Annotated in this window: 17 protein-coding genes; 15 read left to right on the forward strand and 2 right to left on the reverse strand. The window is 59.1% G+C overall.

The genetic code is table 11. From position 1 onward, the window contains the following. Positions 1-5: 5 nt before the first annotated feature. The 8 genes from ISF27_RS02865 to ISF27_RS02900 all read left to right on the forward strand — a co-directional run bounded on the left by ISF27_RS02865 (position 6) and on the right by ISF27_RS02900 (position 8,123). Entirely contained in the window at positions 6-662 is a 657-nt protein-coding gene (locus ISF27_RS02865; RefSeq protein WP_194608915.1) for a YigZ family protein, read from the forward strand. A 152-nt stretch (positions 663-814) separates the two neighbouring features. Then, positions 815-2,668, forward strand: a complete 1,854-nt coding sequence (gene typA, locus ISF27_RS02870; protein WP_194608917.1) for a translational GTPase TypA — start codon at positions 815-817, stop codon at positions 2,666-2,668. Between the two features lie 52 nt (positions 2,669-2,720). Then, positions 2,721-3,209 (forward strand): cob(I)yrinic acid a,c-diamide adenosyltransferase, encoded by a 489-nt coding sequence (locus tag ISF27_RS02875; protein ID WP_194608920.1) that lies wholly within the window; start codon positions 2,721-2,723, stop codon positions 3,207-3,209. Between the two features lie 43 nt (positions 3,210-3,252). After that, the gene (gene dapA / locus ISF27_RS02880; RefSeq protein WP_194608922.1) at positions 3,253-4,140 is read left to right on the forward strand and encodes a 4-hydroxy-tetrahydrodipicolinate synthase; all 888 of its coding nucleotides are present in this window, start codon (positions 3,253-3,255) and stop codon (positions 4,138-4,140) included. A gap of 38 nt (positions 4,141-4,178) precedes the next feature. Next, the gene (gene dapB, locus ISF27_RS02885; protein WP_194608924.1) at positions 4,179-4,934 is read left to right on the forward strand and encodes a 4-hydroxy-tetrahydrodipicolinate reductase; all 756 of its coding nucleotides are present in this window, start codon (positions 4,179-4,181) and stop codon (positions 4,932-4,934) included. Beyond that, positions 4,927-5,244 (forward strand): hypothetical protein, encoded by a 318-nt coding sequence (locus tag ISF27_RS02890; RefSeq protein ID WP_194608927.1) that lies wholly within the window; start codon positions 4,927-4,929, stop codon positions 5,242-5,244. The genes dapB and ISF27_RS02890 overlap by 8 nt, the downstream gene beginning before the upstream one ends. Before the next feature lie 21 nt (positions 5,245-5,265). Next, positions 5,266-6,708: an adenylosuccinate lyase gene (gene purB, locus ISF27_RS02895; protein ID WP_328701485.1), complete on the forward strand. Its 1,443-nt coding sequence runs from the start codon at positions 5,266-5,268 to the stop codon at positions 6,706-6,708. A gap of 134 nt (positions 6,709-6,842) precedes the next feature. After that, the gene (locus ISF27_RS02900; protein ID WP_194608929.1) at positions 6,843-8,123 is read left to right on the forward strand and encodes an adenylosuccinate synthase; all 1,281 of its coding nucleotides are present in this window, start codon (positions 6,843-6,845) and stop codon (positions 8,121-8,123) included. 56 nt (positions 8,124-8,179) lie between these two features. On the opposite strand, the gene ISF27_RS02905 is transcribed toward ISF27_RS02900, so the two are convergent. After that, the gene (locus tag ISF27_RS02905) at positions 8,180-8,431 is read right to left on the reverse strand and encodes a hypothetical protein (protein WP_194608931.1); all 252 of its coding nucleotides are present in this window, start codon (positions 8,429-8,431) and stop codon (positions 8,180-8,182) included. Between the two features lie 114 nt (positions 8,432-8,545). Here ISF27_RS02905 and ISF27_RS02910 point away from each other — a divergent pair, with 114 nt between their 5' ends. From ISF27_RS02910 to ISF27_RS02935, 6 genes are all read left to right on the forward strand, one after another. Beyond that, positions 8,546-9,940 (forward strand): N-acetylmuramoyl-L-alanine amidase family protein, encoded by a 1,395-nt coding sequence (locus tag ISF27_RS02910; protein WP_194608933.1) that lies wholly within the window; start codon positions 8,546-8,548, stop codon positions 9,938-9,940. Positions 9,941-10,000: 60 nt separating this feature from the next. Further along, entirely contained in the window at positions 10,001-12,487 is a 2,487-nt protein-coding gene (locus ISF27_RS02915; protein WP_194608935.1) for an ATP-dependent DNA helicase, read from the forward strand. Between the two features lie 44 nt (positions 12,488-12,531). Further along, positions 12,532-13,236 (forward strand): sigma-70 domain-containing protein, encoded by a 705-nt coding sequence (locus ISF27_RS02920; RefSeq protein WP_194608937.1) that lies wholly within the window; start codon positions 12,532-12,534, stop codon positions 13,234-13,236. 1 nt (position 13,237) lies between these two features. Next, the gene (locus tag ISF27_RS02925; RefSeq protein WP_194608939.1) at positions 13,238-13,885 is read left to right on the forward strand and encodes a histidine phosphatase family protein; all 648 of its coding nucleotides are present in this window, start codon (positions 13,238-13,240) and stop codon (positions 13,883-13,885) included. A 227-nt stretch (positions 13,886-14,112) separates the two neighbouring features. Next, positions 14,113-17,877: a phosphoribosylformylglycinamidine synthase gene (locus ISF27_RS02930; RefSeq protein WP_194608941.1), complete on the forward strand. Its 3,765-nt coding sequence runs from the start codon at positions 14,113-14,115 to the stop codon at positions 17,875-17,877. Positions 17,878-18,003: 126 nt separating this feature from the next. Continuing rightward, positions 18,004-19,206, forward strand: coding sequence for a fibronectin type III domain-containing protein (locus ISF27_RS02935; RefSeq protein ID WP_194608943.1), 1,203 nt, complete (start codon positions 18,004-18,006; stop codon positions 19,204-19,206). A gap of 259 nt (positions 19,207-19,465) precedes the next feature. Here ISF27_RS02935 and ISF27_RS02940 read toward each other — a convergent pair whose 3' ends face one another. Then, on the reverse strand, positions 19,466-20,566 hold the full coding sequence (locus tag ISF27_RS02940; RefSeq protein ID WP_194608945.1) for a carboxylesterase family protein: 1,101 nt from the start codon (positions 20,564-20,566) through the stop codon (positions 19,466-19,468). Positions 20,567-20,786: 220 nt separating this feature from the next. Between ISF27_RS02940 and ISF27_RS02945 the strand changes: the two genes are divergently transcribed. Continuing rightward, a complete protein-coding gene (locus ISF27_RS02945) occupies positions 20,787-21,452 on the forward strand; it encodes a redox-sensing transcriptional repressor Rex (RefSeq protein ID WP_194608948.1) in 666 nt (221 codons plus the stop codon). Positions 21,453-21,454 lie beyond the last annotated feature (2 nt).

Below are 21,454 nucleotides of genomic sequence, written 5' to 3' on the forward strand. Positions count from 1 at the left end.
ATCACATGGAAGAATACAGGATCCTCCTCCGCGGCGGCACGGGGGAGATAACGGAAAAGAAGTCCCGGTTTATCGCCGATATCACGCCCGTCTCCTCGGAGGAGGAGGCGCAGCAGTTTATCGCCGGAATCCGGAAGAAATACTGGGATGCCCGCCACCACTGTCCGGCCTATCTCGTCGGGGAAGACCACGCGGTTTCGCGCTGCTCTGACGACGGGGAGCCGTCGGGAACTGCCGGGCGGCCCATCCTGGATGTGCTCACCGGCGCCGGCCTTCACAATGTCTGCGCCGTCGTCACCAGGTATTTCGGCGGAACCCTGCTGGGAACCGGCGGGCTCGTCAGGGCGTACAGCGCCGCTGTCCAGGAGGGGCTCAAAAATTGTGAGGCTGTCAGCCTGATCTCCGGCGAGCGGATCAGCCTGACCATGGATTACGGCGATCTCGGGAAAATCCAGTATCTTCTCAGGGAGGAGAAGATTGCGACGGAGAGCAGTGATTTCGGGGAGAAGGTCAGCCTCACGGTCCTGCTTCCCGCAGAGCAGGCGGAATCGGTTCTCAAGAAAGCCATGGATCTCACCGGCGGGAGAGTGCGGGCGGGAGAGCCGGCCACTGTCCGGTTCGGCATTTCTGCCGGAAAACCGGTGGTATTCCCGGCAGGATAACTGTGGGGACGGTTCGGAATCCCGGCAGGGCAGCCTGAGAAATTTTGTTGAACTATGGACACAATAATGCTAAAATAGGTAGCTGTTGATTTCAGGCTTATAGATACCCGGCGCCAGACGGCGCCCGTAAGGAAAGTGAGATTGGTAAAGTTATGAAGATGAAGCGCGAAGATGTGAGAAACGTTGCGATTATTGCCCACGTCGACCATGGCAAGACCAGCCTGGTTGACCAGCTCCTGCGGCAGAGCGGCGTATTCCGGGAGAACCAGGAGGTTGTCGACCGTGTCATGGACTCCGGGGATATCGAGCGTGAGCGCGGAATCACCATTCTCTCCAAGAATACAGCAGTGATGTACAACGGGGTAAAGATCAACATCGTGGATACCCCCGGACACGCGGATTTCGGCGGCGAGGTTGAGCGTGTCCTGAAGATGGTGGACGGCGTCGTCCTGGTGGTTGACGCCTACGAGGGGCCGATGCCGCAGACGAAATTCGTCCTTCGCAAGGCTCTCGACCTGGACCTCCCCGCTGTAGTCTGCATCAATAAGATCGACCGTCCGGACGCAAGGCCGCGGGAGGTCGTGGACGAGGTCCTCGAGCTGTTCATGGACCTTGATGCCTCGGATGAGCAGCTGGAGGCACCTTTTGTTTTTGCCTCCGCGAAGGGCGGATACGCGAAAAAGGATCTTGACGATGAGAGCACAGACATGAAGCCGCTGTTTGACGCGATCCTCGAGCACATTCCGGCGCCGGAGGGCGATCCGGACGCGGCCGCCCAGATGCTGATCTCCACCATCGACTATAACGAATACGTCGGCCGGATCGGCATCGGCAAGATCGAGAACGGTTCCATTAAGGTGAACATGGACTGCGTCATTGTGAACCACCATGAACCGGACAAGATGCGCAAGGTGAGGATCGGCAAGCTCTATACGTTTAATGGCTTAAAGCGGGTCGAGGTCAACGAGGCGACCGTCGGCGATATCGTCGCCCTGTCCGGTATCGATGACCTGCACATCGGAGATACGATCTGCTCTCCGGAGAATCCGGCTGCCATCCCCTTCCAGAAGATCTCCGAGCCGACGATTGCCATGAATTTCATGGTCAACGACAGCCCGATGGCCGGCCGTGAGGGCCAGTTCGTCACCTCCCGCCATCTGCGCGAGCGCCTGTTCCGTGAGCTGAACACGGACGTCAGCCTGAGGGTCGAGGAGCTGTCCCCGGACTGCTTCAAGGTTTCCGGCCGCGGCGAGCTGCACCTGTCCGTCCTCATCGAGGAGATGCGCCGCGAGGGCTATGAATTCGCCGTCAGCAAGGCGGAGGTCCTGTACAAGTATGATGAGCGCCACCAGAAGCTTGAGCCGATGGAGATTGCTTACGTGGATGTTCCGGACGAGTTCAGCGGGACGGTCATCCAGAAGCTTTCCACCAGGAAGGGCGAGCTCCAGGGCATGAGCCCCATCGGCGGCGGTTTTACCCGTCTTGAATTCGAGATTCCTTCCCGCGGCCTCATCGGCTACCGCGGCGAATTTATGACCGATACCAAGGGAAATGGCATCCTGAACACCGCATTTGACGGCTATCAGCCGTACAAGGGCGATATCGCGTACCGCAAGCAGGGATCCCTGATTGCCTATGAGGCGGGGACATCGATCACCTATGGCCTCTATAACGCTCAGGAGAGGGGAACGCTGTTCATCGGCCCCGGCGTCGAGGTATATTCCGGCATGATTGTCGGACAGAGCGGCAAATCCGAGGACATCGAAATCAATGTCTGCAAGACCAAGAAGCTGACCAATACCCGCTCCTCCAGCGCGGATGAGGCACTCCGCCTCACTCCGCCGAAGATCATGAGCCTTGAGCAGTGCCTTGACTTTATCGATACCGACGAGCTGCTTGAGGTTACGCCGAAGAGCCTCCGCATCCGAAAGAAGATTCTCGACCCGCTTCTCCGGAAGAGGGCGATGATCAGCAAGAAGGATAAAGAGCGCGCCGCAAACGCGTAATACCCGATGGGTTCCCGAGGGATACCCCCGGGGATCGATGGAGGAAGCAGCTATGGAAAAAGGCACCATCCAGGTAATCTGCGGCAACGGGACAGGAAAGACCAACATGGCCCTCGGCGCTGCCGTCCGGGCAGCCTCGGCGGGGAGCCGTGTGGTCTTCATCCAGTTCCTCAAGGGTTCCCAGTCCGAGGAATCCAAGGCCTGGCTGAAGAAAATGGAGCCGGATCTCCGCGTCTTCAGCTTTGAAAAATCCGCGTCCTACTATGAGGCGCTGGATGAAGAGGAGAAGGAGGAGGAAAAGCTCAATATCCGCAACGGCGTTGCTTTTGCGAAGAAGGTCATCAGTACCGGCGAGTGCGACCTGCTGATCCTTGATGAATTTCTCGGGATTCTGGATCATGACCTTGTTCCCGCGGAAACGCTGGATAATCTGAGTTCCTGCCGGGATTCCGGCATCAATATCATTCTCACCGGCATCAAATGTCCGGAGAAACTGTTCATGATCGCGGATTCCGTCGTCAGCACGGAAAAGCGCAAGTAATGGCGGAGAGAGGATTCCGCTGATCACAGGAGGTTAAGTTCAGATGGCTATTTTCAAGGGCGCAGGCGTTGCGATTGTCACCCCGTTCAGGGAGGACGGATCGGTCAACTTTGATAAGCTCGGCGAGCTGCTGGAAGAGCAGATTGCCGGCGGCACAGACTGTATTGTCATCACCGGGACAAGCGGCGAGGCGGCGACGCTCTCCGAGGAGGAGCACAGCGCGGTGATCCGCTATACGGCGAAGAAGGTGAACGGCCGGATTCCGGTGGTTGCCGGCACCGGTTCCAACTGCACCGAGACGGCGGTCAAGCTGTCCCGGCAGGCGGAGGAGGACGGCGCCGACGGCGTTCTCCTGGTTTCCCCGTACTACAACAAGACGACACAGGAAGGGCTCAAGGTGCATTTCAGCGACATCGCGAATGCCATCCATATCCCGGCGATCCTCTATAACATTCCCAGCCGCACCGGGATGGCCATCAATCCCGAGACCATCGTCTGGCTTTGCAGAAATGTCGAGAATATCGTCGGCGTGAAGGAGGCCAGCGGGAATATCTCCTCGATCGCTACTCTGGCGGCTCTGGGCAGGGATGATGTGGCCATTTATTCCGGCGACGATGACCAGGTGATCCCGATCATGTCCCTTGGCGGCCTCGGGGTGATTTCCGTGCTCTCGAACGTAGCGCCGCGGAAGGTTCACGATATGTGCCAGGCGTACCTCGACGGCGATGTCAGAAAAGCGAGAGATATGCAGCTCGACGCGCTCCCGCTGATTCACGCCCTGTTCTGCGAGACAAACCCGATTCCGGTGAAGGAAGCCCTGAACATGATGGGCAAGAACGTCGGCGGATACCGCAAGCCGCTCGTCCTGATGACAGAGGAGCACAGGGAACTTCTCCGCAGGGAGATGACAAATTACGGGCTTCTCGGCTGACAGCACCCCGTAGTTTCCGGTGACAGGAGGAAAATGAAATGGTTCGAGTGATTCTGAATGGCTGCGGCGGCGCGATGGGACAGGTGATTGCCCGCCTCGCCGCGGAGGATGACGGGATGAAGATCGTCGCGGGCGTTGACCTGCGCGCGGATGACCGGCTGCCTTATCCGGTATTCTCCTCGGTGAAAGCCTGCACGGAGGAGGCGGATGTGGTCATCGACTTTTCCACCGCGAAGGCGGCTGACGGGCTTCTCACCGACTGTGCGGAGAAGGGTCTTCCGCTTGTGCTCTGCACGACCGGCCTCTCGGAGGAACAGCTGCAGAAGATGAGGGAGGCCTCCGCGAAGATCGCGATTCTCCGCTCCGCAAATATGTCCCTCGGGATAAACCTTCTGCTCAAGCTGGTGAAGGACGCGGCAAGGACACTTGCCCCGGCAGGATTTGACATCGAGATTCTGGAGAAGCACCATCACCGGAAGATCGACGCGCCGAGCGGCACAGCGCTCGCCCTCGCGGATTCGATCAATGACGCCATGGGCGGCGAGTACCATGTTAAGCTTGACCGCTCCCAGACCAGGGAGAAGCGGGATCCGAAGGAAATCGGGATCCAGGCGATCCGCGGAGGCAACATCGTCGGTGAGCATGACGTGTTCTTCTGCGGCGAGGATGAGATCGTGACGATTTCCCACACGGCAAACTCCCGTGCCATCTTCGGGAAGGGCGCTATCGCCGCGGCTAAATTCCTGGCAGGAAAGAAGCCTGGGCTCTATTCGATGGAGGATGTGATTGGCTGATTCTCTGGAAGAATCCTATCTCCGCTCCCGGCGCGGCCTGCTCCGGGCGGACGAAAAATGCCTCAGAAGATATCTGCGCCGCATGAGACGCGCGCGGACAGGGCGGGAGCGCAAGATCCTGCTTCTTCTCACCCTGCTTTCTGCCGTCTATCTGGCCGGGCTGGCTGCTGCCGGGGGAAAACTCACGGCAGTCACGGAGGATCACGAGATTCTCTGGCAGCCTGCCGGGGAGAACAGCAGGGATATCGTGAGGATTCATGTGAATCTGTCCCGCGGTGAGCTGACCGTCACGCGGGAAACATTGCGTTAAGCAGAAAGAGGAGGAACCGCAGTGGCTGAAGAAGATTACACGAGATATGTGAGCCCGCTCTCCGAGCGCTATGCGAGCCGGGAGATGCAGTACATCTTTTCCCCGGAGAAGAAATTCCGCACCTGGAGGAAGCTCTGGATAGCCCTCGCGGAATCCGAGAAGGAGCTCGGCCTCGGCATCACGGAGGAGCAGATCGACGAGATGAAGGCGCATGCCGATGACATCAATTTCGCCGACGCGAAAGCCCGCGAGAAAATCGTGCGCCACGATGTCATGTCCCATGTCTATGCCTACGGCCTCCAGTGCCCGAAGGCAAAGGGCATTATCCACCTGGGGGCTACCAGCTGCTATGTCGGGGACAATACCGACATCATCCTGATGACGGAGGCCCTGAAGCTTGTCCGCAAAAAGCTGATCTCCGTCCTGAACGAGCTCGCGAACTTCGCGGACAAATACAAGGATCTTCCGACACTTGCCTTCACGCACTTCCAGCCGGCCCAGCCGACCACGGTGGGCAAGCGGGCGACCCTCTGGATGATGGAGCTTAAGCTCGATCTCGACGATCTCGATTACGTGCTCGGCTCCCTGCGCCTCCTGGGCTCCAAGGGAACCACGGGAACCCAGGCGAGCTTCCTTGAGCTCTTTAACGGGGATCACGAGAAGTGCCGCCGGCTGGATCAGATGATCGCGGACAAAATGGGCTTCCCGGGCTGCTATCCGGTCTCCGGGCAGACATACTCCCGGAAAAATGACAGCCGCGTGATCGCGGTTCTCGCCGGCATCGCGCAGAGCGCGCATAAGTTCTCCAACGATATCCGCCTTCTCCAGCACCTGAAGGAGGTTGAGGAACCTTTTGAGAAGACCCAGATCGGGTCCTCGGCGATGGCCTACAAGCGGAACCCGATGCGCTGCGAGCGGATGGCGTCCCTCTCCAATTATGTGATGTCCGACCTGATGAACCCGATGCTGGTGGCTTCCACCCAGTGGTTTGAGCGGACGCTCGATGATTCCGCGAACAAGCGGCTTTCCGTCCCCGAGGGCTTTCTCGCCATCGACGGCATCCTCGACCTCTACCTGAACGTCGTGGACGGCCTGGTGGTCTATCCGAAGGTGATTGAGAAGCACCTGATGGCTGAGCTTCCGTTCATGGCGACCGAGAACATCATGATGGATTCCGTGAAGGCCGGCGGCGACCGCCAGGAGCTTCACGAAAAGATCCGCGAGCTCTCCATGATCGCCGGGAGGAACGTGAAGGAATTCGGAAAGGAGAATAATCTCCTCGAGCTGATCGCCGCAGATCCTGCCTTCCATGTGACGCTGGACCAGCTGAAGGCCAATATGGATCCGCGGAAATACACCGGCCGCGCGCCGCAGCAGGTGGAGGAGTTCCTTGCGGAAGTCATCCGCCCGATCCTCGACGGAAACCGGGAGGATCTCGGCGTCAAGGTCGATATCGAGGTCTGAGAGGCACGGGGCGGGGCCCGGCTCTGCGCCGATAAAGCGCAGGACGGTGACGGGCTCTGAGGCTTTGAAGCGCGGGACCCGGCCCTGAACACCATGTGACGGCCGCCTTACCGCGGCAAGGAGGAAAAAATATTATGGTCAGAGCGATTGTAGGCGCAAACTGGGGCGATGAGGGCAAGGGCAAGATCACCGATATGCTCGCCGAGAAGTCGGATATTATCATCCGCTTCCAGGGCGGAAGCAACGCCGGTCACACCATCATCAACAATTACGGCAGATTTTCCCTTCACCTGCTGCCGTCCGGCATCTTTTACGGCCACACAACCTGCATCATCGGCAATGGCGTGGCGCTGGATGTCCAGGCATTTTTTGACGAGCTGAACACCATCATTTCCCAGGGGGTTCCGAAGCCGAGAATTCTGGTTTCTGACCGTGCCCAGGTTTTGATGCCCTATCATGTGCTTTTCGACAAGTATGAGGAGGAGCGCCTCGCGGGCCATTCCTTCGGCTCGACGAAGTCCGGCATCGCTCCGTTCTTCTCCGACAAGTATGCGAAAATCGGCTTCCAGGTGAACGAGCTGTTCATGCCGGAGGAGGAGCTTCGGGAGCGCGTTGCGAACGTCGTCCTGAAGAAGAATATCGAGCTGAAGTATCTCTACCACAAGCCGGAGCTTTCGGTTGATGAGGTGATGGCGGAGCTGGCCAAGTACCGGGAAATGATCCGGCCGTACCTCTGCGACACGGCGGCTTATCTCCACCAGGCACTCAAGGACAATAAGACGATCCTTCTGGAAGGCCAGCTTGGCACGATGAAGGATCCGGACCACGGCATTTACCCGATGGTGACCTCCTCCTCGACGCTCGCGGCTTACGGCGCGGTCGGCGCGGGAATCCCGCCCTATGAGATCAAGGACATCATCTGCGTGGTCAAGGCTTACTCCAGCGCGGTCGGCGCGGGGGCATTTGTGACCGAGCTTTTCGGGGATGAGGCTGAGGAGCTCAGAAAGCGCGGCGGCGACAAGGGAGAGTACGGCGCGAAGACAGGGCGCCCGAGAAGAGTGGGCTGGTTTGACGCGGTCGCTACCCGCTATGGCGTACAGCGGCAGGGAGCGACGGAAGTGGCGCTGACGATCCTCGACGCTCTCGGTTATCTTGACGAGCTTCACATCTGCATCGGCTACGATATCGACGGCGAGATCACGAAGGACTTCCCTGTGACCTGGAAGCTTGAGAAGGCAAAGCCGGTCTATATGACGCTTCCCGGCTGGAAATGTGATATCCGCGGAATCCGGAATTACGAGGATCTGCCGCAGGAGTGCCGGGCTTATGTCGAGGAGATTGAGCGGCTGATCGAGTGCCCGATCACGATGGTTTCCAACGGTCCGGGCCGTGACGAGATTATCTACCGGAAATAACCGGTTTGCCGGCTGCGAAAGTTAGATTCGGGGGATGAGCAGGTTTTCTGACCTGCTCATTCTGCGTCTTTCTCCCGGGTTTCCGTTCCGCTTAAGTGTTCGAGGTCATTTTCCAGATGGCGCTTCCGCATACGGAGCAGGATCACAAGGCCGTAGAGAAATGCGGGGATGACGACTGTGAGGAAAAGGGCGGTCAGGAGAAGCCCCCGGGCGATAGGGCTGTCCATGAACGCAAAGATGATGGCGGACACATAGAGGAGAAGGATGGCAGCGACACAGGCGGTCGCGGTTTTTCGGCCGATTTTCATGGGGAAGGGTTCCTTTCTGCCGCTGTAAAGGATTTTTAAGACAAATGCGGCGCTATCTCGATTATAATGGAAAGCAGAAGAAATTGCCACAGCCGGCGGAAGGGGGTGTGATCCATGAACCGAAGGGAGAAAGCGGTGCTGAGTATTCTCTGTGCTGTCTGTCTGGCAGCACCGGCGTCAGCCCGTCCGGCTCCGGCCTATGCCGCGGAGATACCCGCCGGACGAACAGCCGCGGTGGCTGGAAATGCGCAGACGGCAGCGGACGCTGGTTCGGGAAATGCGCAGACGGCAGCGGATGCTGGTTCGGGAAATGCGCAGACGGCAGCGGATGCTGCTGCGGAAGGTGCACAGACATCGGAGATCCCGGAGACCTCGGGAGCCTGGGAGCTTGTCGGCCGGGAATGGCGGTTTTTCTTCGCGGACGGGAGCCTCGCGAGAAATTCCTGGATCCGCTATCACGGTGAGTGGTACTATATGGATTCCTACGGCTACATGGTCACCGAGAAACGCAGGGTGAACGGCATCACCTACTATTTCCGCGAGGACGGCACGATGGCCACCGGGTGGCTCTACGATTCGGCAAAGGACCGGTGGTACTACGCGGACCGGAGCGGATGCTTTCATACCGGCTGGCTTAAGGCCGGCGGAAGCTGGTATTACTTCAACAGCTCCGGGCGCATGATCTCCGGCGGGCGGCAGATGGTGGACGGCACCATGTACAGCTTCTTTGCCAGCGGTAAGCTTGTCGCGTCCGGCTGGCAGGGCATCAATTATTACAACGCGGACGGGATCCGGGACGCTTCCCATGACATCCGTGTACAGGGAAAGCGGAGCATCAGCACAGAAGAGAAAAACGGGATCACGGAGGCATTTTCCAGGATTCCCCCCTACTGGGTGCAGCGGTTTATCGACGAGGGCTGGGAACTGATCTGCTATTCGGACCGGAAGTACTTCTCCGCGCCGATGACGGACCGCGGCATCTATTATGTGCGGTATAAGACGGACACCGTCTATAAGAAGATCAAATTCACCGACCCGGACGCGCTGGTTATGGCGTTCGGCGAGTTTATCGCCGATGCGCAGGAAAATGACGAGAACAGCGGGAAAAATACCGCTGTGTCGCCCTCGGGCGGCCTTCCGGTGACCATCAGCGATGTGGCGGCCGGGTACAACCGCTATGTCGAGGACAACGGCGGGCTCGAGGATCTGCCGTCCTATTTCAGCGATACTCCGGAGATGATCTTCGCGAAGATGTTCGCCAACTATGTGACGCCATCCGTCCGTGCGGATATCCGGACCGAGGATCCGGGGCTTGCCTGCGATTTTGACTGCCTGCTGCGGGTATATTCTGAGAACAGCAAGCCGGAGGCGGAGGAGATGGATGAGGAGGGCACCTACGAGCCGCGGAGCGGGAACGGCAGCCGGGCGGTGACGGGGCCTGCCGGGGATCAGTCGCTGAAAAGGCCGAAGGCGTCCGGACCGGCCCTGGAATCAACAGATACAGGATAATTTGATGCGGAGCTCTCGTGCGGGGCTCCGCTTTTCCGGCAAGATACGGAGATGGGAGATATGGTGAAAAAACTGGAGGGAGATACGCTGGCCCTGTCGGTGCGGGATCTGGTCGAGTTCCTTCTCCGGTCGGGCGATATCGACAGGCGGATCAGCGTTGAGGCGAGAAATGACGCCATGCTCGCCGGCTCCCGCATCCACCGGAAGATCCAGAACAGCCGCGGGGCGGATTATGCGGCGGAGGTTCCCCTGTCGTTTACGGCGAAGGCCGGAGAGTACACGGTCGTCTGTGAGGGGAGGGCTGACGGGATCTTCACCCGGGACGGGGTCATCACGGTCGAGGAGATCAAGGGCGTCTACCGGGATATCGCCCGGATGGAGGAGCCGGTGCCGGTGCATCTCGCCCAGGCGCTCTGCTATGCCTGCTTTCTCGCCGAGGAACGCAGCCTGGATTCCGTGGGGATCCGCATGACCTACTGCCACCTGGAGAGCGGGGAAATGCGTTCTTTTGACCTGGTGAGAACCCGCACGGAGCTTGCGGGCTGGTACGGGGGTCTTATGGAGGAGCTTGCGCCGTGGATTGCGCTCGCGGAGAGGGAAATCCGTGAGCGGGATCGTTCCCTCCGTGCGCTCGCGTTCCCGTTCCCCTGGCGGAAGGGCCAGAGGGAAATGGCTTCCGCGGTCTATCGGACGATCCGCGACGGGAGAAGGATCTTTGTCCAGGCGCCGACCGGCATCGGGAAAACCCTTTCCACCGTATTTCCCGCGGTCAAGGCCGTCGGGGAAGGGCTTGCGGACCGGGTGTTTTATCTCACCGCCAAGAGCACGACCAATCTCGCCGCGGAGGAGGCATTCCGCATTCTCCGGGATCGGGGGCTCTATTTCCGGACGGTGACCCTGGCCGCGCGGGAGAAGCTCTGCCCGTTCCCGGACGCGGAGTGCAATCCGGAGGCGTGCGCCAGGGCAAAAGGCCATTTCGACCGGGTGAACCGGGCAATCTTTTCGATCCTCTCGGAGGAGGGCGCGTACGGCCGGGAGGCGCTTCTCCGGTTCGGGGAGCGATTCCAGGTCTGCCCGTATGAACTGGCTCTGGATCTCGCCGGATTCGCTGACGGGATCATAGGGGATTATAATTATGCCTTCGATCCCGAGGCAAAGCTGTCCCGGTTCTTTGCGACGGGGAAACCGGGCGGGAAGCCGGTGCTCCTGATCGATGAGGCGCACAACCTCGCAGGCCGGGCGAGGGAGATGTACAGCGCGGAGATCAGAAAAAATGAGCTGGGGCCGGTGGAGAGAACCATCGCCGCGCTCCGGAGAAAAGGGCATCGGAAGAGCGGGACGGAAAAGAGGATCGAGGCGCTCCGCGATGCCCTGCTGGAGCTCAGGAAGACAGTGCTTTTGCGGGAAGAGACGGCTTCCGTGGAAGAGCATCCGCTTTTCCCGGGGGAGGGAGGCGTACCCGGCCCTGGCAAGGCCAATGATCCCGCGCCCGGCGGGACAGCCATCTCCCGGGAGGCCGTCGGCCGGGTCACCGGGGCGGCGGGCCTTCTCTCCCTGAGCCTGGGGGAGTTTCTCGACGACCACCGGGAATTTCCCGGGCGGGACGAGGTGCTGGAGTTTTCCTTCCGGCTCCGCAAATTCGCCGATACCGCGGAGCTTCTGGATGAGAGCTACCGGATCCTCGCGGTATGTTCGGAACACGCGGACATCCGGCTCCGCCTGTTCTGCGTCAATCCGTCTACGCGGCTTGCCGAGAGCCTCTCCCTGGCGGCCGGCGCGGTCTTTTTCTCGGCGACACTGCTCCCGCTCGGCTATTACCGGGAGCTCCTCAGCGGTGACGGGGAGAATTACGGGATCCGGATCCCGTCACCATTTCCCCGGGAAAACCGGAAAATCTTCATCGCCGGCGATGTGACGAGCAGCTACCGGAGCCGCGGGGACCAGGAATACCGGAAGATCGCCGCGTATATCCGGGTGATGGCGGGGGCGCGCAGGGGAAACTATCTGGTGTTCTTCCCCTCGTATGCCTTTATGGACAAGGTGGCGGGCATTTTCCGGGAAGAGGGGGCGGATTTCGATCTGCAGATTCAGGAAAATACGATGGACATGCAGGCGCGGGAGCGCTTTCTGGCGGAATTTGCCGGAAACCGGGAGAGGACGCTGGTCGGCATGGGCGTTCTCGGCGGAATTTTCTCCGAGGGCATCGATCTCGCCGAGAACCGGCTGATCGGCGCCTGCGTGGTCGGCACGGGACTCATGGCGCCGGACGCCGAACAGCGGCTTCTCCGGGAGTATTTTGACGGGCAGGGGAAGGACGGCTTCCGCTGTGCCTTCCAGATCCCCGGGATGACCAGGGTGATGCAGGCCGCGGGGCGGGTCATCCGGACGCCGCGGGATCTCGGCGTCATTCTCCTGCTGGACCGCCGGTTCCTGAGAGATAGCGAGAAAAGCCTGTTTCCAGAGGAGTGGAGCGACGCCGAAAGCGTGTCCCTCACGGATTTTCCTGGAAAAATCCGTGAATTTTGGGACGGCGCGGGCGAAACATGATAAGATCGTCCTGACACAGGAATAGAGCAGATGGAGGAAGACAGATGGCAGAACAGAACAGGGAGCAGTCGCTGGAGGAATTTCTCCAGGAATTTTCCGAGAACGAGGAGATTGTTGAGGCCAGGGCGCTCAAGGATGAGGATCTCTTTGCCCTCTACAGCGAGGAGCTTAAGGCTGTCGCCCCGCTCACCGGGGACGAGGAGAAGGACCTTCTCCGAAGGCTTCTTGCGGGCGGCGCGGCGAAGAAGGCGGCGGCAGACCGCCTGGTGGAAGGGAAGCTCACGCGCGCGCTGGAGATTGCAAGAGAATACGAGCATCAGGGCGTTCCGCTGAACGACCTCATCCAGGAGGCAAGCATCGGGCTCATGACGGCGGCCAGCGAATATGCCGGCGGGGATTTTGACGCGCTCGCGGAGAAAACGATCCGGGACGGCATCCTCGCTGCGGTCGCTGACCAGAAGCGGGAGAAGGAGACTGCCGAGAATGTGCGGGCGAGAGTTAACGTCCTCCGGGACGTCGCCCAGGCGATGGCGAAGGATCTCGGCCGGGCACCCACCGTGCCGGAGCTTGCGGATAAGATGAAAATGACCGAAATGGAAATCCGGGAGATTATGAAGGTGATGCTGGACGCGATGAACGTAAAATCCGAGGATATGGCGGACAGCGGCATCGATGCCAGCGCCTTCACCGACAGCAATCCGCTCGCGAAGGATTACCCGGAAGAAGACGAAGACGGGGAGGGGAGCTGAGATGCAGTTTTATCTGATCCGTCACGGGCAGACAGACTGGAACATCGGGCGCAGGATCCAGGGGGAGACGGATGTCCCCCTGAACGCGCGCGGAAGGCTCCAGGCGGAAGCCGCCGGGAGGGCGATGCGGGAGGTTCCGGTCGATGCCATCTATTCCAGTGACCTCTCCCGCGCCCTCGAGACCGCGAGGGCGGTCAGCCGCCTTCATGACGGCGGCCCGCTCCCGGTCACGCCGCTCCGGGAATTTGAGGAGGTCAGTTTCGGCGAGTGGGAGGGCATGTCCCTCGACGAGGTCAGGGAAAAATGGCCGGAACTCTTCGCGCGCTGGAAACAGAATGCGACCGCGGTCACGCCGCCCGGCGGCGAGACTCCCGATGAGGTGAGGGAGCGGGTATCCCGGGGATTTCAGAAAATCGGCGCGGACTGGGAGAAAACGCCGTTTTCCTCGGCAGTCATCACGGCGCACGGCGCGGTTCTGGAATACATCTTTGACTGGCTGCTCCGGAATGCGTCAGAACACCGGGAGATTATTGTGGAAAATGCCAGCATTTCCCGGATTTCCTACGATTACGCGACCGAGGAGGGGAGGATCCTGGAGCTCAACCGGGTGGATCACCTGGGGGAGCTTCGGGGGAAGAAGCTCGTCTGAACAGTTCAGCCCCACATCTCGCGAAGCTTCGCTTGTGCTGAACTGTTTCATTTTTTTCTTTTTTTGACCTTTGTTTTATGCTACTATGTTGACGAAAACTCAATTGTTTTCCCATCATCCCAGGGAATCCATCTTGGTTCGGGGCGCTTGTTCCCATCGGCGTTTTTCGGACAGAGATCAGAAGACTTGAATGTCCGGGCATACCGGAAGAAAGGCAGGAAGTTGTTATGAGCGTAAGGCGGGTATATGTCGAGAAAAAACCGGGGTTTGCCGTTCTCGCGAAAGACCTGGATGAGCAGATTCGCAGCTATCTCGGCATCAGCACGGTGACGAAGACAAGAAGGCTCATCCGTTACGACATCGAAAATGTCTCGGACGAGGTCTATCGGCAGGCACTTTCCACCATCTTCTCGGAACCGCCCGTAGACCAGGTTTACGAGGAAAATTTCCCGTCTGCACCGGGAGACCACATCTTCACGGTAGAATTCCTGCCGGGACAGTTTGACCAGCGCGCGGATTCCGCGGAACAGTGCGTGAAGCTTCTCAAGGATGATGAGGAACCGGTCATCCGCTCCGCGACGACCTATGTCCTGTCCGGGGAGCTCACCGACGCCCAGCTGGAGGCGGTGAAGCTGCTCTGCATCAACCCCGTAGATTCCCGCGAGGATAAGGGGGAGAAGCCTGAGACGCTGATCCAGAAGTTCAGTGCGCCTGCGGACGTCGCCGTCATGGACGGCTTTACCTCGATGGCGGAGGATGCGCTCCGGAAGCTTTATGATTCGCTGAATCTTGCCATGACCTTCAAGGATTTCCGGTTTATCCAGGATTACTTCCGGGATGACGAGAAGCGTAACCCCACGATCACCGAGATCCGTGTCCTGGATACCTACTGGTCTGACCACTGCCGTCACACGACATTCGCGACGGAGCTCAAGGATGTCAGCTTCACCGGCGGAGACCTCAGCGAGCCAATCGAGAAATCCTGGGAGACCTATGTCCGGGATCACCGCGAAATCTATAAAAACCGTACCGGCAAATATATCTGCCTGATGGATATCGCCTGCCTGGCGGCGAAGAAACTCAAAAAAGAGGGAAAGCTCACCGACCAGGAGGAGTCTGACGAGATCAATGCCTGCTCCATCGTGATCCCGGTGGAGATCGACGGCAAGGTCGAGGAGTGGCTCTTAAACTTCAAGAACGAGACCCATAACCACCCGACCGAGATCGAGCCCTTCGGCGGCGCCGCGACCTGCCTTGGCGGCGCGATCCGTGACCCGCTCTCCGGCCGTACCTATGTCTACCAGGCGATGCGCATCACCGGCGCGGCTGACCCGACGAAGCCGATGAGCGAGACGCTCCATGGCAAGCTCCCGCAGAGAAAGCTCTGCCGCGATGCCGCGAGAGGATACAGCTCCTACGGTAACCAGATCGGCCTTGCCACGGGTTATGTGAAGGAAATCTATCATCCGGATTTTGTCGCCAAGCGCCTTGAGCTCGGCGCGGTGATCGCCGCCGCCCCGAGAAAGAATGTGATTCGCGCAAATTCCGACCCGGGGGATGTCATCATCCTGCTCGGGGGCCGCACCGGCCGTGACGGGATCGGCGGCGCGACCGGCTCCTCCAAGGCGCACACCGAGGAGTCGATCGATGTGTGCGGTGCTGAGGTCCAGAAGGGGAACGCGCCGACCGAGAGGAAGCTGCAGCGCCTGTTCTTCCGCCCGGAGGTCAGCCTCCTGATCAAGAAGTGCAACGATTTCGGTGCCGGCGGTGTCTCCGTCGCGATCGGCGAGCTCGCGGACGGGCTTAAGGTTGACCTGGACAAGGTGCCGAAGAAGTATGCCGGCCTTGACGGCACGGAGCTTGCGATCTCCGAATCCCAGGAGAGAATGGCCCTTGTGGTCGCCCCGGAGAATGTGGACAAGATGCTGGCTTACGCCGCCGAGGAGAACCTCGAGGCGGTTCCGGTCGCTGTGGTTACGGAGGATCCGCGCCTTGTCCTTACCTGGAGAGGAAAGAAAATCGTTGACATCAGCCGCGCCTTCCTGAACACGAACGGTGCCCACCAGGAGACCGGCGTTACGGTGGAGGCGCCCGCGAAGGCGGACAGCCCGTTCCGCCGCACGGAGAAGGTGGACAATGTCCGCGAAAAGTGGCTGGATACGCTGAAAAATCTCAATGTCTGCTCGCAGAAGGGCCTTGTGGAAATGTTCGACTCCACGATCGGCGCGGCGACAGTGGAGATGCCCTACGGCGGGCTCTTCCAGATGACCGAGTCCCAGGCGATGCTGGCGAAGCTTCCGACCGGAAATCACAAGTGCGACGCGGTGTCCATGATGGCCTACGGGTATGACCCGTATCTTTCCAACTGGAGTCCGTACCACGGCGCCCAGTATGCGGTCCTGGATTCCATGGCGAAGATTGTCGCGAACGGCGGCGATTACCGGAAGATCCATTTCACCTTCCAGGAGTATTTCAAGAAGATGACGGAGGATCCGGCGCGCTGGGGCGCACCGCTCTCCGCCCTGCTCGGAGCGTACCAGGCACAGATGGATCTCGGCCTCGCTTCCATCGGCGGAAAGGACAGTATGTCCGGTTCCTTTGAGGATGAGGACGGCGAGAGGAATGTCCCGAACACGCTGGTTTCCTTCGCTGTGGATATGTCCGACGAACGCCACGTGGTGACGCCGGAATTCAAGAAAGCCGGGGATAAGCTGGTCTATTTCCGCGTCCGCAGGGATGAGAACGACCTTCCGGATTTTGCGCAGATCATGGATCTCTACGGAAAAATCTATGAGGATGTGGGTGACGGAAAGATCGCAGCTGCCTATGCGGTCGGTGCCCACGGCCTTGCCGAGTCCCTGGCGAAGATGGCGTTCGGCAACCAGCTCGGCGTAACGATTGCGGATACCCTGTCCAAGGAAGAATTCTTCGCGCCGTCCTGGGGCAATATCGTGGTTGAGGTTTCCCCGGAGAATGCGCAGGATCTCAAGGCCGGCGGCGAGGTCATCGGCGAGGTGACGGCTGAGAAGAAGTTCACCTTTGCCGGGGCGGAGATCACGATGGCGGAGGCATTGAGCGCCTGGACCGGCACGCTCGAAAAGGTATACCCGACCCACACGAACGCCCCGGAGACGGCAGTCCGCAGCGAGACCTTCCGGACGGAGAACATTTATCTCTGCCGGCATAAGGTGGCGAAGCCGACTGTCTTCATCCCGGCGATGCCCGGAACGAACTGCGAGGTGGATTCCGCGCGCGCGTTTGAGCGGGCAGGTGCGAATACCATCGTGGGGATCTTCCGCAACCGGAACGCGGAGGATATCCGGGAATCGGTTGCGGCATACCGGGAAGCGATCGCGAAGTCCCAGATCCTGATGTTCCCGGGCGGTTTTTCAGGCGGTGATGAGCCGGACGGCTCCGCGAAATTCTTCGCCACAGTGTTCCGCAATCCGGAACTCAAGGAGGCCGTGGAAGACCTCTACAAGAACAGGGATGGCCTGATCCTCGGCATCTGCAACGGATTCCAGGCGCTGGTGAAGCTCGGCCTTCTCCCGGAGGGCGAGATCCGTCCGCAGGCGGGCGATTCCCCGACGCTGGCGAGAAATGTCATCGGCCGCCATATTTCCCGGATGGCTTATCTTAAGGTGGTGTCCAACAAGTCCCCGTGGCTCCAGGGCGCTTCCTTCGACCGGGTGTACGCGAACGCCCTGTCCCACGGCGAGGGCCGCTTCGTCGCAAGCCCCGAGTGGATTGACCGGATGTTCAGGAACGGCCAGGTAGCGACACAGTATGTTGACCCGTCTGGCAACGCGACGATGGATGAGGACTGGAACCCGAACGGCTCCGTCATGGCGATTGAGGGCATCACGAGCGAGGACGGACGGATCTTCGGCAAGATGGGACATCCGGAGAGATCGGTTGACGGTACCTTCCGGAATATCAAGTACAGCAGCGACATGAACATTTTTAAAGCCGGAGTTGCCTACTTCCGATAAAACAGACAGCGAAATGTAAACAAAATGTAATGGTGCGGCCGGCCGGCTATCCTTTTCCCATGATAAAATTGTAGTATCTGGAAAAGAAAACGGCCGGCCTTTTCCGGCCACAGCAGGGAGGAAGAGATGAAGAAGTGGTTCAGGAGAATTGCGCTGACGGCTCTGGTGATCATCGCGGCATTTTCCATGTGCATGGTCTCCTTCGCAGCCAGCTCCAGCAGCAAGAAAAAGATTACGTCGATCAAGATCAAGATCAACATGGATTCCTCGGATTTTGACGAGGAGGACGATTCTATCGAGGAGGACGGCCTCGACCGGCTGATCACGAGCGATGACAGCCGTGACCTCTACAGCTTCGATGTGGAGTTCGCGAGCGGCAAGAGATGGGAATACGGCAAAAATGCCACGATCCGTGTCACCTGTGAGATCTCGGACAAGGATAAGTACAAGTTCGGCAAGATTTCCGCGGACGATATCAAGATCGACGGGACGAAATATGTGGAGAGCAAGTCGGTATCCAGCCGGAGCGACAGCAAGGTCGTGATCCGTCTCCGCCTGAAGGCCTATATCAGCGACCTGGAGGATCCGGACGGCATCGACTGGGACGGAAAAACCGCGAAGTGGGACAAGGTGACCGGCGCCACCTATTACAATGTGCGCTTGTACCGCGGGAGCACCCAGGTGGCGACGATTTCCACAAAGAAGACCTCCTGCGACCTCTATCCGGGCATGACGCAGACAGGCAGCTACAAGTTCCGCGTGCAGGCGGTCAATGCCGCAAATAACGTGAAGAGCGGGTGGAGCGAATCTTCCGATTCGATTACGATCGCGTCAAATAAGGTATACCGGGGGACAGAGACCCTCACCGGCGAGGATGTGACCGCGAATAACACATCGCAGGCATCCGGCAGCGGGCCGGCTAAGGAGAGCCACACCAACGGGTGGAGCCAGGATAGCGCAGGCTGGCGCTATCTGGAAAATGGCAGTGCCGTGATGAATTCCTGGCGGCAGGTAAACGGTGCCTGGTATTACCTCGGCGACCGCGGCTATATGCTGACCGGCTGGATCAGCGACGGCGGACGCTGGTATTACCTGAATCCGGTTTCCGACGGCACCAAGGGCGCCATGCAGACCGGATGGCTCCACGACACCCAGAAGAATGTCTGGTACTACCTGAATCCGGTTTCCGACGGCACGAGGGGTGCCATGATGACCGGCTACCAGCGGGTGAACGGGCGGGTTTATTATTTTGACCCGTCGAGCGGCGCCATGTGGGTTTCGAGAAGGACGCCGGACGGCAGATACGCCGGGACAGATGGGAACGTCTGAATAGTTTTAGATCGCAGGCAAATTCGCATAGCTCGCACTAAACTCGCGCTTCGCCCGCTGGACCCGCGCCCCGCTCCGCGGATAGCCACTCCACTAAACTCGGACTGCGCTTTCGCTTGTCCTCGTTAAGTGGCTGGTTATTGCCAAGTGCTCTGCATATGAATGAAAAATCCCCACCGGGGCAGTTATGGCCTCCGCGGGGATTTCTTGTATTCTTCCGGTCTTGCTTGGACTTGGAACGATACTTTGACCGGGCGCCTTACTTGGACTGGGCGAGAAGCCAGTCACGCACAGATGCCAGCTTGTAACCATAGTCGAAGGAAGCCATGTGTTCCATGCCGGTGCCGCCATACCTCTTGAGCACTGAGCCAGCTTCCCAGGTGATGAAGTTGTGGGAATTTCCCTCGGCGAGCATTGCGCTGACGGCATCCTCAAGCTGGGACTTCGTGTCAGCAGAATCGGCGAGCGAGGCGTCAAGGCCAGCCACTTCCGAGTAGGCGACGCCATCCGCCTTCAGCATATCCTTGACTTCCTTCTGCCCGTCGGTGGCACTTTGATCACCGCCTGCCGTAACATAGAGGAAATTGACATTCTCAATACCTTTCTGGGTGCTGATGTCCCACTGCCCGTCGACGATGAGGACACCGGCATAAAGGTCAGGATTCTGCGCGGCAGTGTAGAGCGTGGTCATTGCGCCCATCGACTGCCCTGTCCCGTAGATGCGGTCGGGGTCAGCCCCGTACTTCTCGGTGACGGAGGTCACGATGTCCGGAACCAGGCCGACGTAATCGGTCAGTTGGTAGCCGTCATGGTCATCCAGGATGACCTCGGGGAAGACGAGGGTGACGACGATGCACTTTTCCTTCGACTGCACGGCATCAGAGGCCCAGACGATGCCACCCCAGCCCTGGGTCAGGGAATATTCCATGCTGTTGCCCGCCGTGGTTGCGTCGCCGATGAAGAATATGATCGGCGCTGTGCTGTCCCCGGCATAACCGTCCGGAACATAGATGTTGTAGGGGACGGAGAGACCGGAGTTCCCGTCCGTGTAGGTGTCCTGGGTGAAGCTGCCGCTGACTGCCGAGATCATATCCTGGAGCTCCAGGTCTGAGGACTTGTCAAGAGCGGCGCCGCCTCCGCCTCCGCCAAAATTTTCGCCAATGGCGCCCTGCCTGCCACCGGGCTCATTTTTGCCGGAAGCGGTACTAGAATCCGTACTCTGCGTGCTTTCTGCCACGATGCCTGCCTCTGATGACGGGGATGTCTCGGCGCCACTTCCGGAGGAGCAGCCGGCGAGCGAGGCGGCAGCAAGTGTACCGGCGAGGACAAGGGAGGATAATTTGCAGGAAAATGTTCTCATGTGAGGTACCTCCATTAAACTTACCATGGATTTCTGGTGAACAGTTTCATGGCTCTTTTTATATCATGGAAACCATATCTGCATAAGTGAATTTTCGGTGAATTTTCTCCGCGCGGCTGCTGGCAGGCATATTGACACAAATTTGACAGGCGGGTATAATTGTATGTAGAATTTTTAACATCCGAAGGATTTCTTCGGCGACAGAGAGGGATGCATCATCGTGCAGCAGAAAAAAGAAATCTCAAAAGCAGTGATTTCCCGCCTTCCCCGGTATTATCGCTATCTCGGGGAGCTCATGGAGGAGGGCGTGGAGAGGATTTCATCGAAGGAGCTGAGCCTCCTCATGAATGTGACCGCTTCCCAGATTCGTCAGGATCTTAACAATTTTGGCGGCTTCGGGCAGCAGGGCTATGGATACAATGTCAAATTTTTGTACCGGGAGATTGCCAAGATTCTGGGCATTGACCGCCAGCATAACCTGATTATCATCGGCGCGGGCAATCTTGGCCAGGCGATCGCGAATTACACGAATTTTGAGAAGAGGGGCTTCCTGCTCAAGGGAATGTTCGATGTCAATCCGCGCCTGGTTGGCCTGGAGATCCGCGGCGTGAAGATCATGCCGGTGGATGAGCTTGAGGATTTTCTCCGGCATAATGAGGTTCAGATTGCCGCGCTCACCCTGCCGAAGTCGAAGGCGCCGGCGGTCGCCGACCGGCTGGTCAGCTGCGGGATCAAGGCGATCTGGAACTTTGCCCATATCGACCTGCAGGTTCCGGATGACGTGGTGGTGGAGAATGTGCACCTGTCCGAGAGCCTGATGCGCCTTTCCTACCGGGCGACCAACCTGCAGGAGCGCATGCAGAAAGAGAAGACAGCGGACCGGTGACC

It is taken from the genome of Clostridium vitabionis, from assembly GCF_015351765.1.
GTDB lineage: Bacteria > Bacillota > Clostridia > Lachnospirales > Lachnospiraceae > Clostridium_R > Clostridium_R vitabionis.

Excerpts from the sequence above, each read along its gene's own strand:
- ISF27_RS02865 (WP_194608915.1), top strand. The coding sequence starts at position 6 with ATGGAAGAATACAGGATCCTCCTCCGCGGCGGCACGGGGGAGATAACG.
- typA (WP_194608917.1), top strand. The coding sequence starts at position 815 with ATGAAGATGAAGCGCGAAGATGTGAGAAACGTTGCGATTATTGCCCAC.
- ISF27_RS02875 (WP_194608920.1), top strand. The coding sequence starts at position 2,721 with ATGGAAAAAGGCACCATCCAGGTAATCTGCGGCAACGGGACAGGAAAG.
- dapA (WP_194608922.1), top strand. The coding sequence starts at position 3,253 with ATGGCTATTTTCAAGGGCGCAGGCGTTGCGATTGTCACCCCGTTCAGG.
- dapB (WP_194608924.1), top strand. The coding sequence starts at position 4,179 with ATGGTTCGAGTGATTCTGAATGGCTGCGGCGGCGCGATGGGACAGGTG.
- ISF27_RS02900 (WP_194608929.1), top strand. The coding sequence starts at position 6,843 with ATGGTCAGAGCGATTGTAGGCGCAAACTGGGGCGATGAGGGCAAGGGC.
- ISF27_RS02905 (WP_194608931.1), bottom strand. The coding sequence starts at position 8,431 with ATGAAAATCGGCCGAAAAACCGCGACCGCCTGTGTCGCTGCCATCCTT.
- ISF27_RS02910 (WP_194608933.1), top strand. The coding sequence starts at position 8,546 with ATGAACCGAAGGGAGAAAGCGGTGCTGAGTATTCTCTGTGCTGTCTGT.
- ISF27_RS02915 (WP_194608935.1), top strand. The coding sequence starts at position 10,001 with ATGGTGAAAAAACTGGAGGGAGATACGCTGGCCCTGTCGGTGCGGGAT.
- ISF27_RS02920 (WP_194608937.1), top strand. The coding sequence starts at position 12,532 with ATGGCAGAACAGAACAGGGAGCAGTCGCTGGAGGAATTTCTCCAGGAA.
- ISF27_RS02925 (WP_194608939.1), top strand. The coding sequence starts at position 13,238 with ATGCAGTTTTATCTGATCCGTCACGGGCAGACAGACTGGAACATCGGG.
- ISF27_RS02930 (WP_194608941.1), top strand. The coding sequence starts at position 14,113 with ATGAGCGTAAGGCGGGTATATGTCGAGAAAAAACCGGGGTTTGCCGTT.
- ISF27_RS02935 (WP_194608943.1), top strand. The coding sequence starts at position 18,004 with ATGAAGAAGTGGTTCAGGAGAATTGCGCTGACGGCTCTGGTGATCATC.
- ISF27_RS02940 (WP_194608945.1), bottom strand. The coding sequence starts at position 20,566 with ATGAGAACATTTTCCTGCAAATTATCCTCCCTTGTCCTCGCCGGTACA.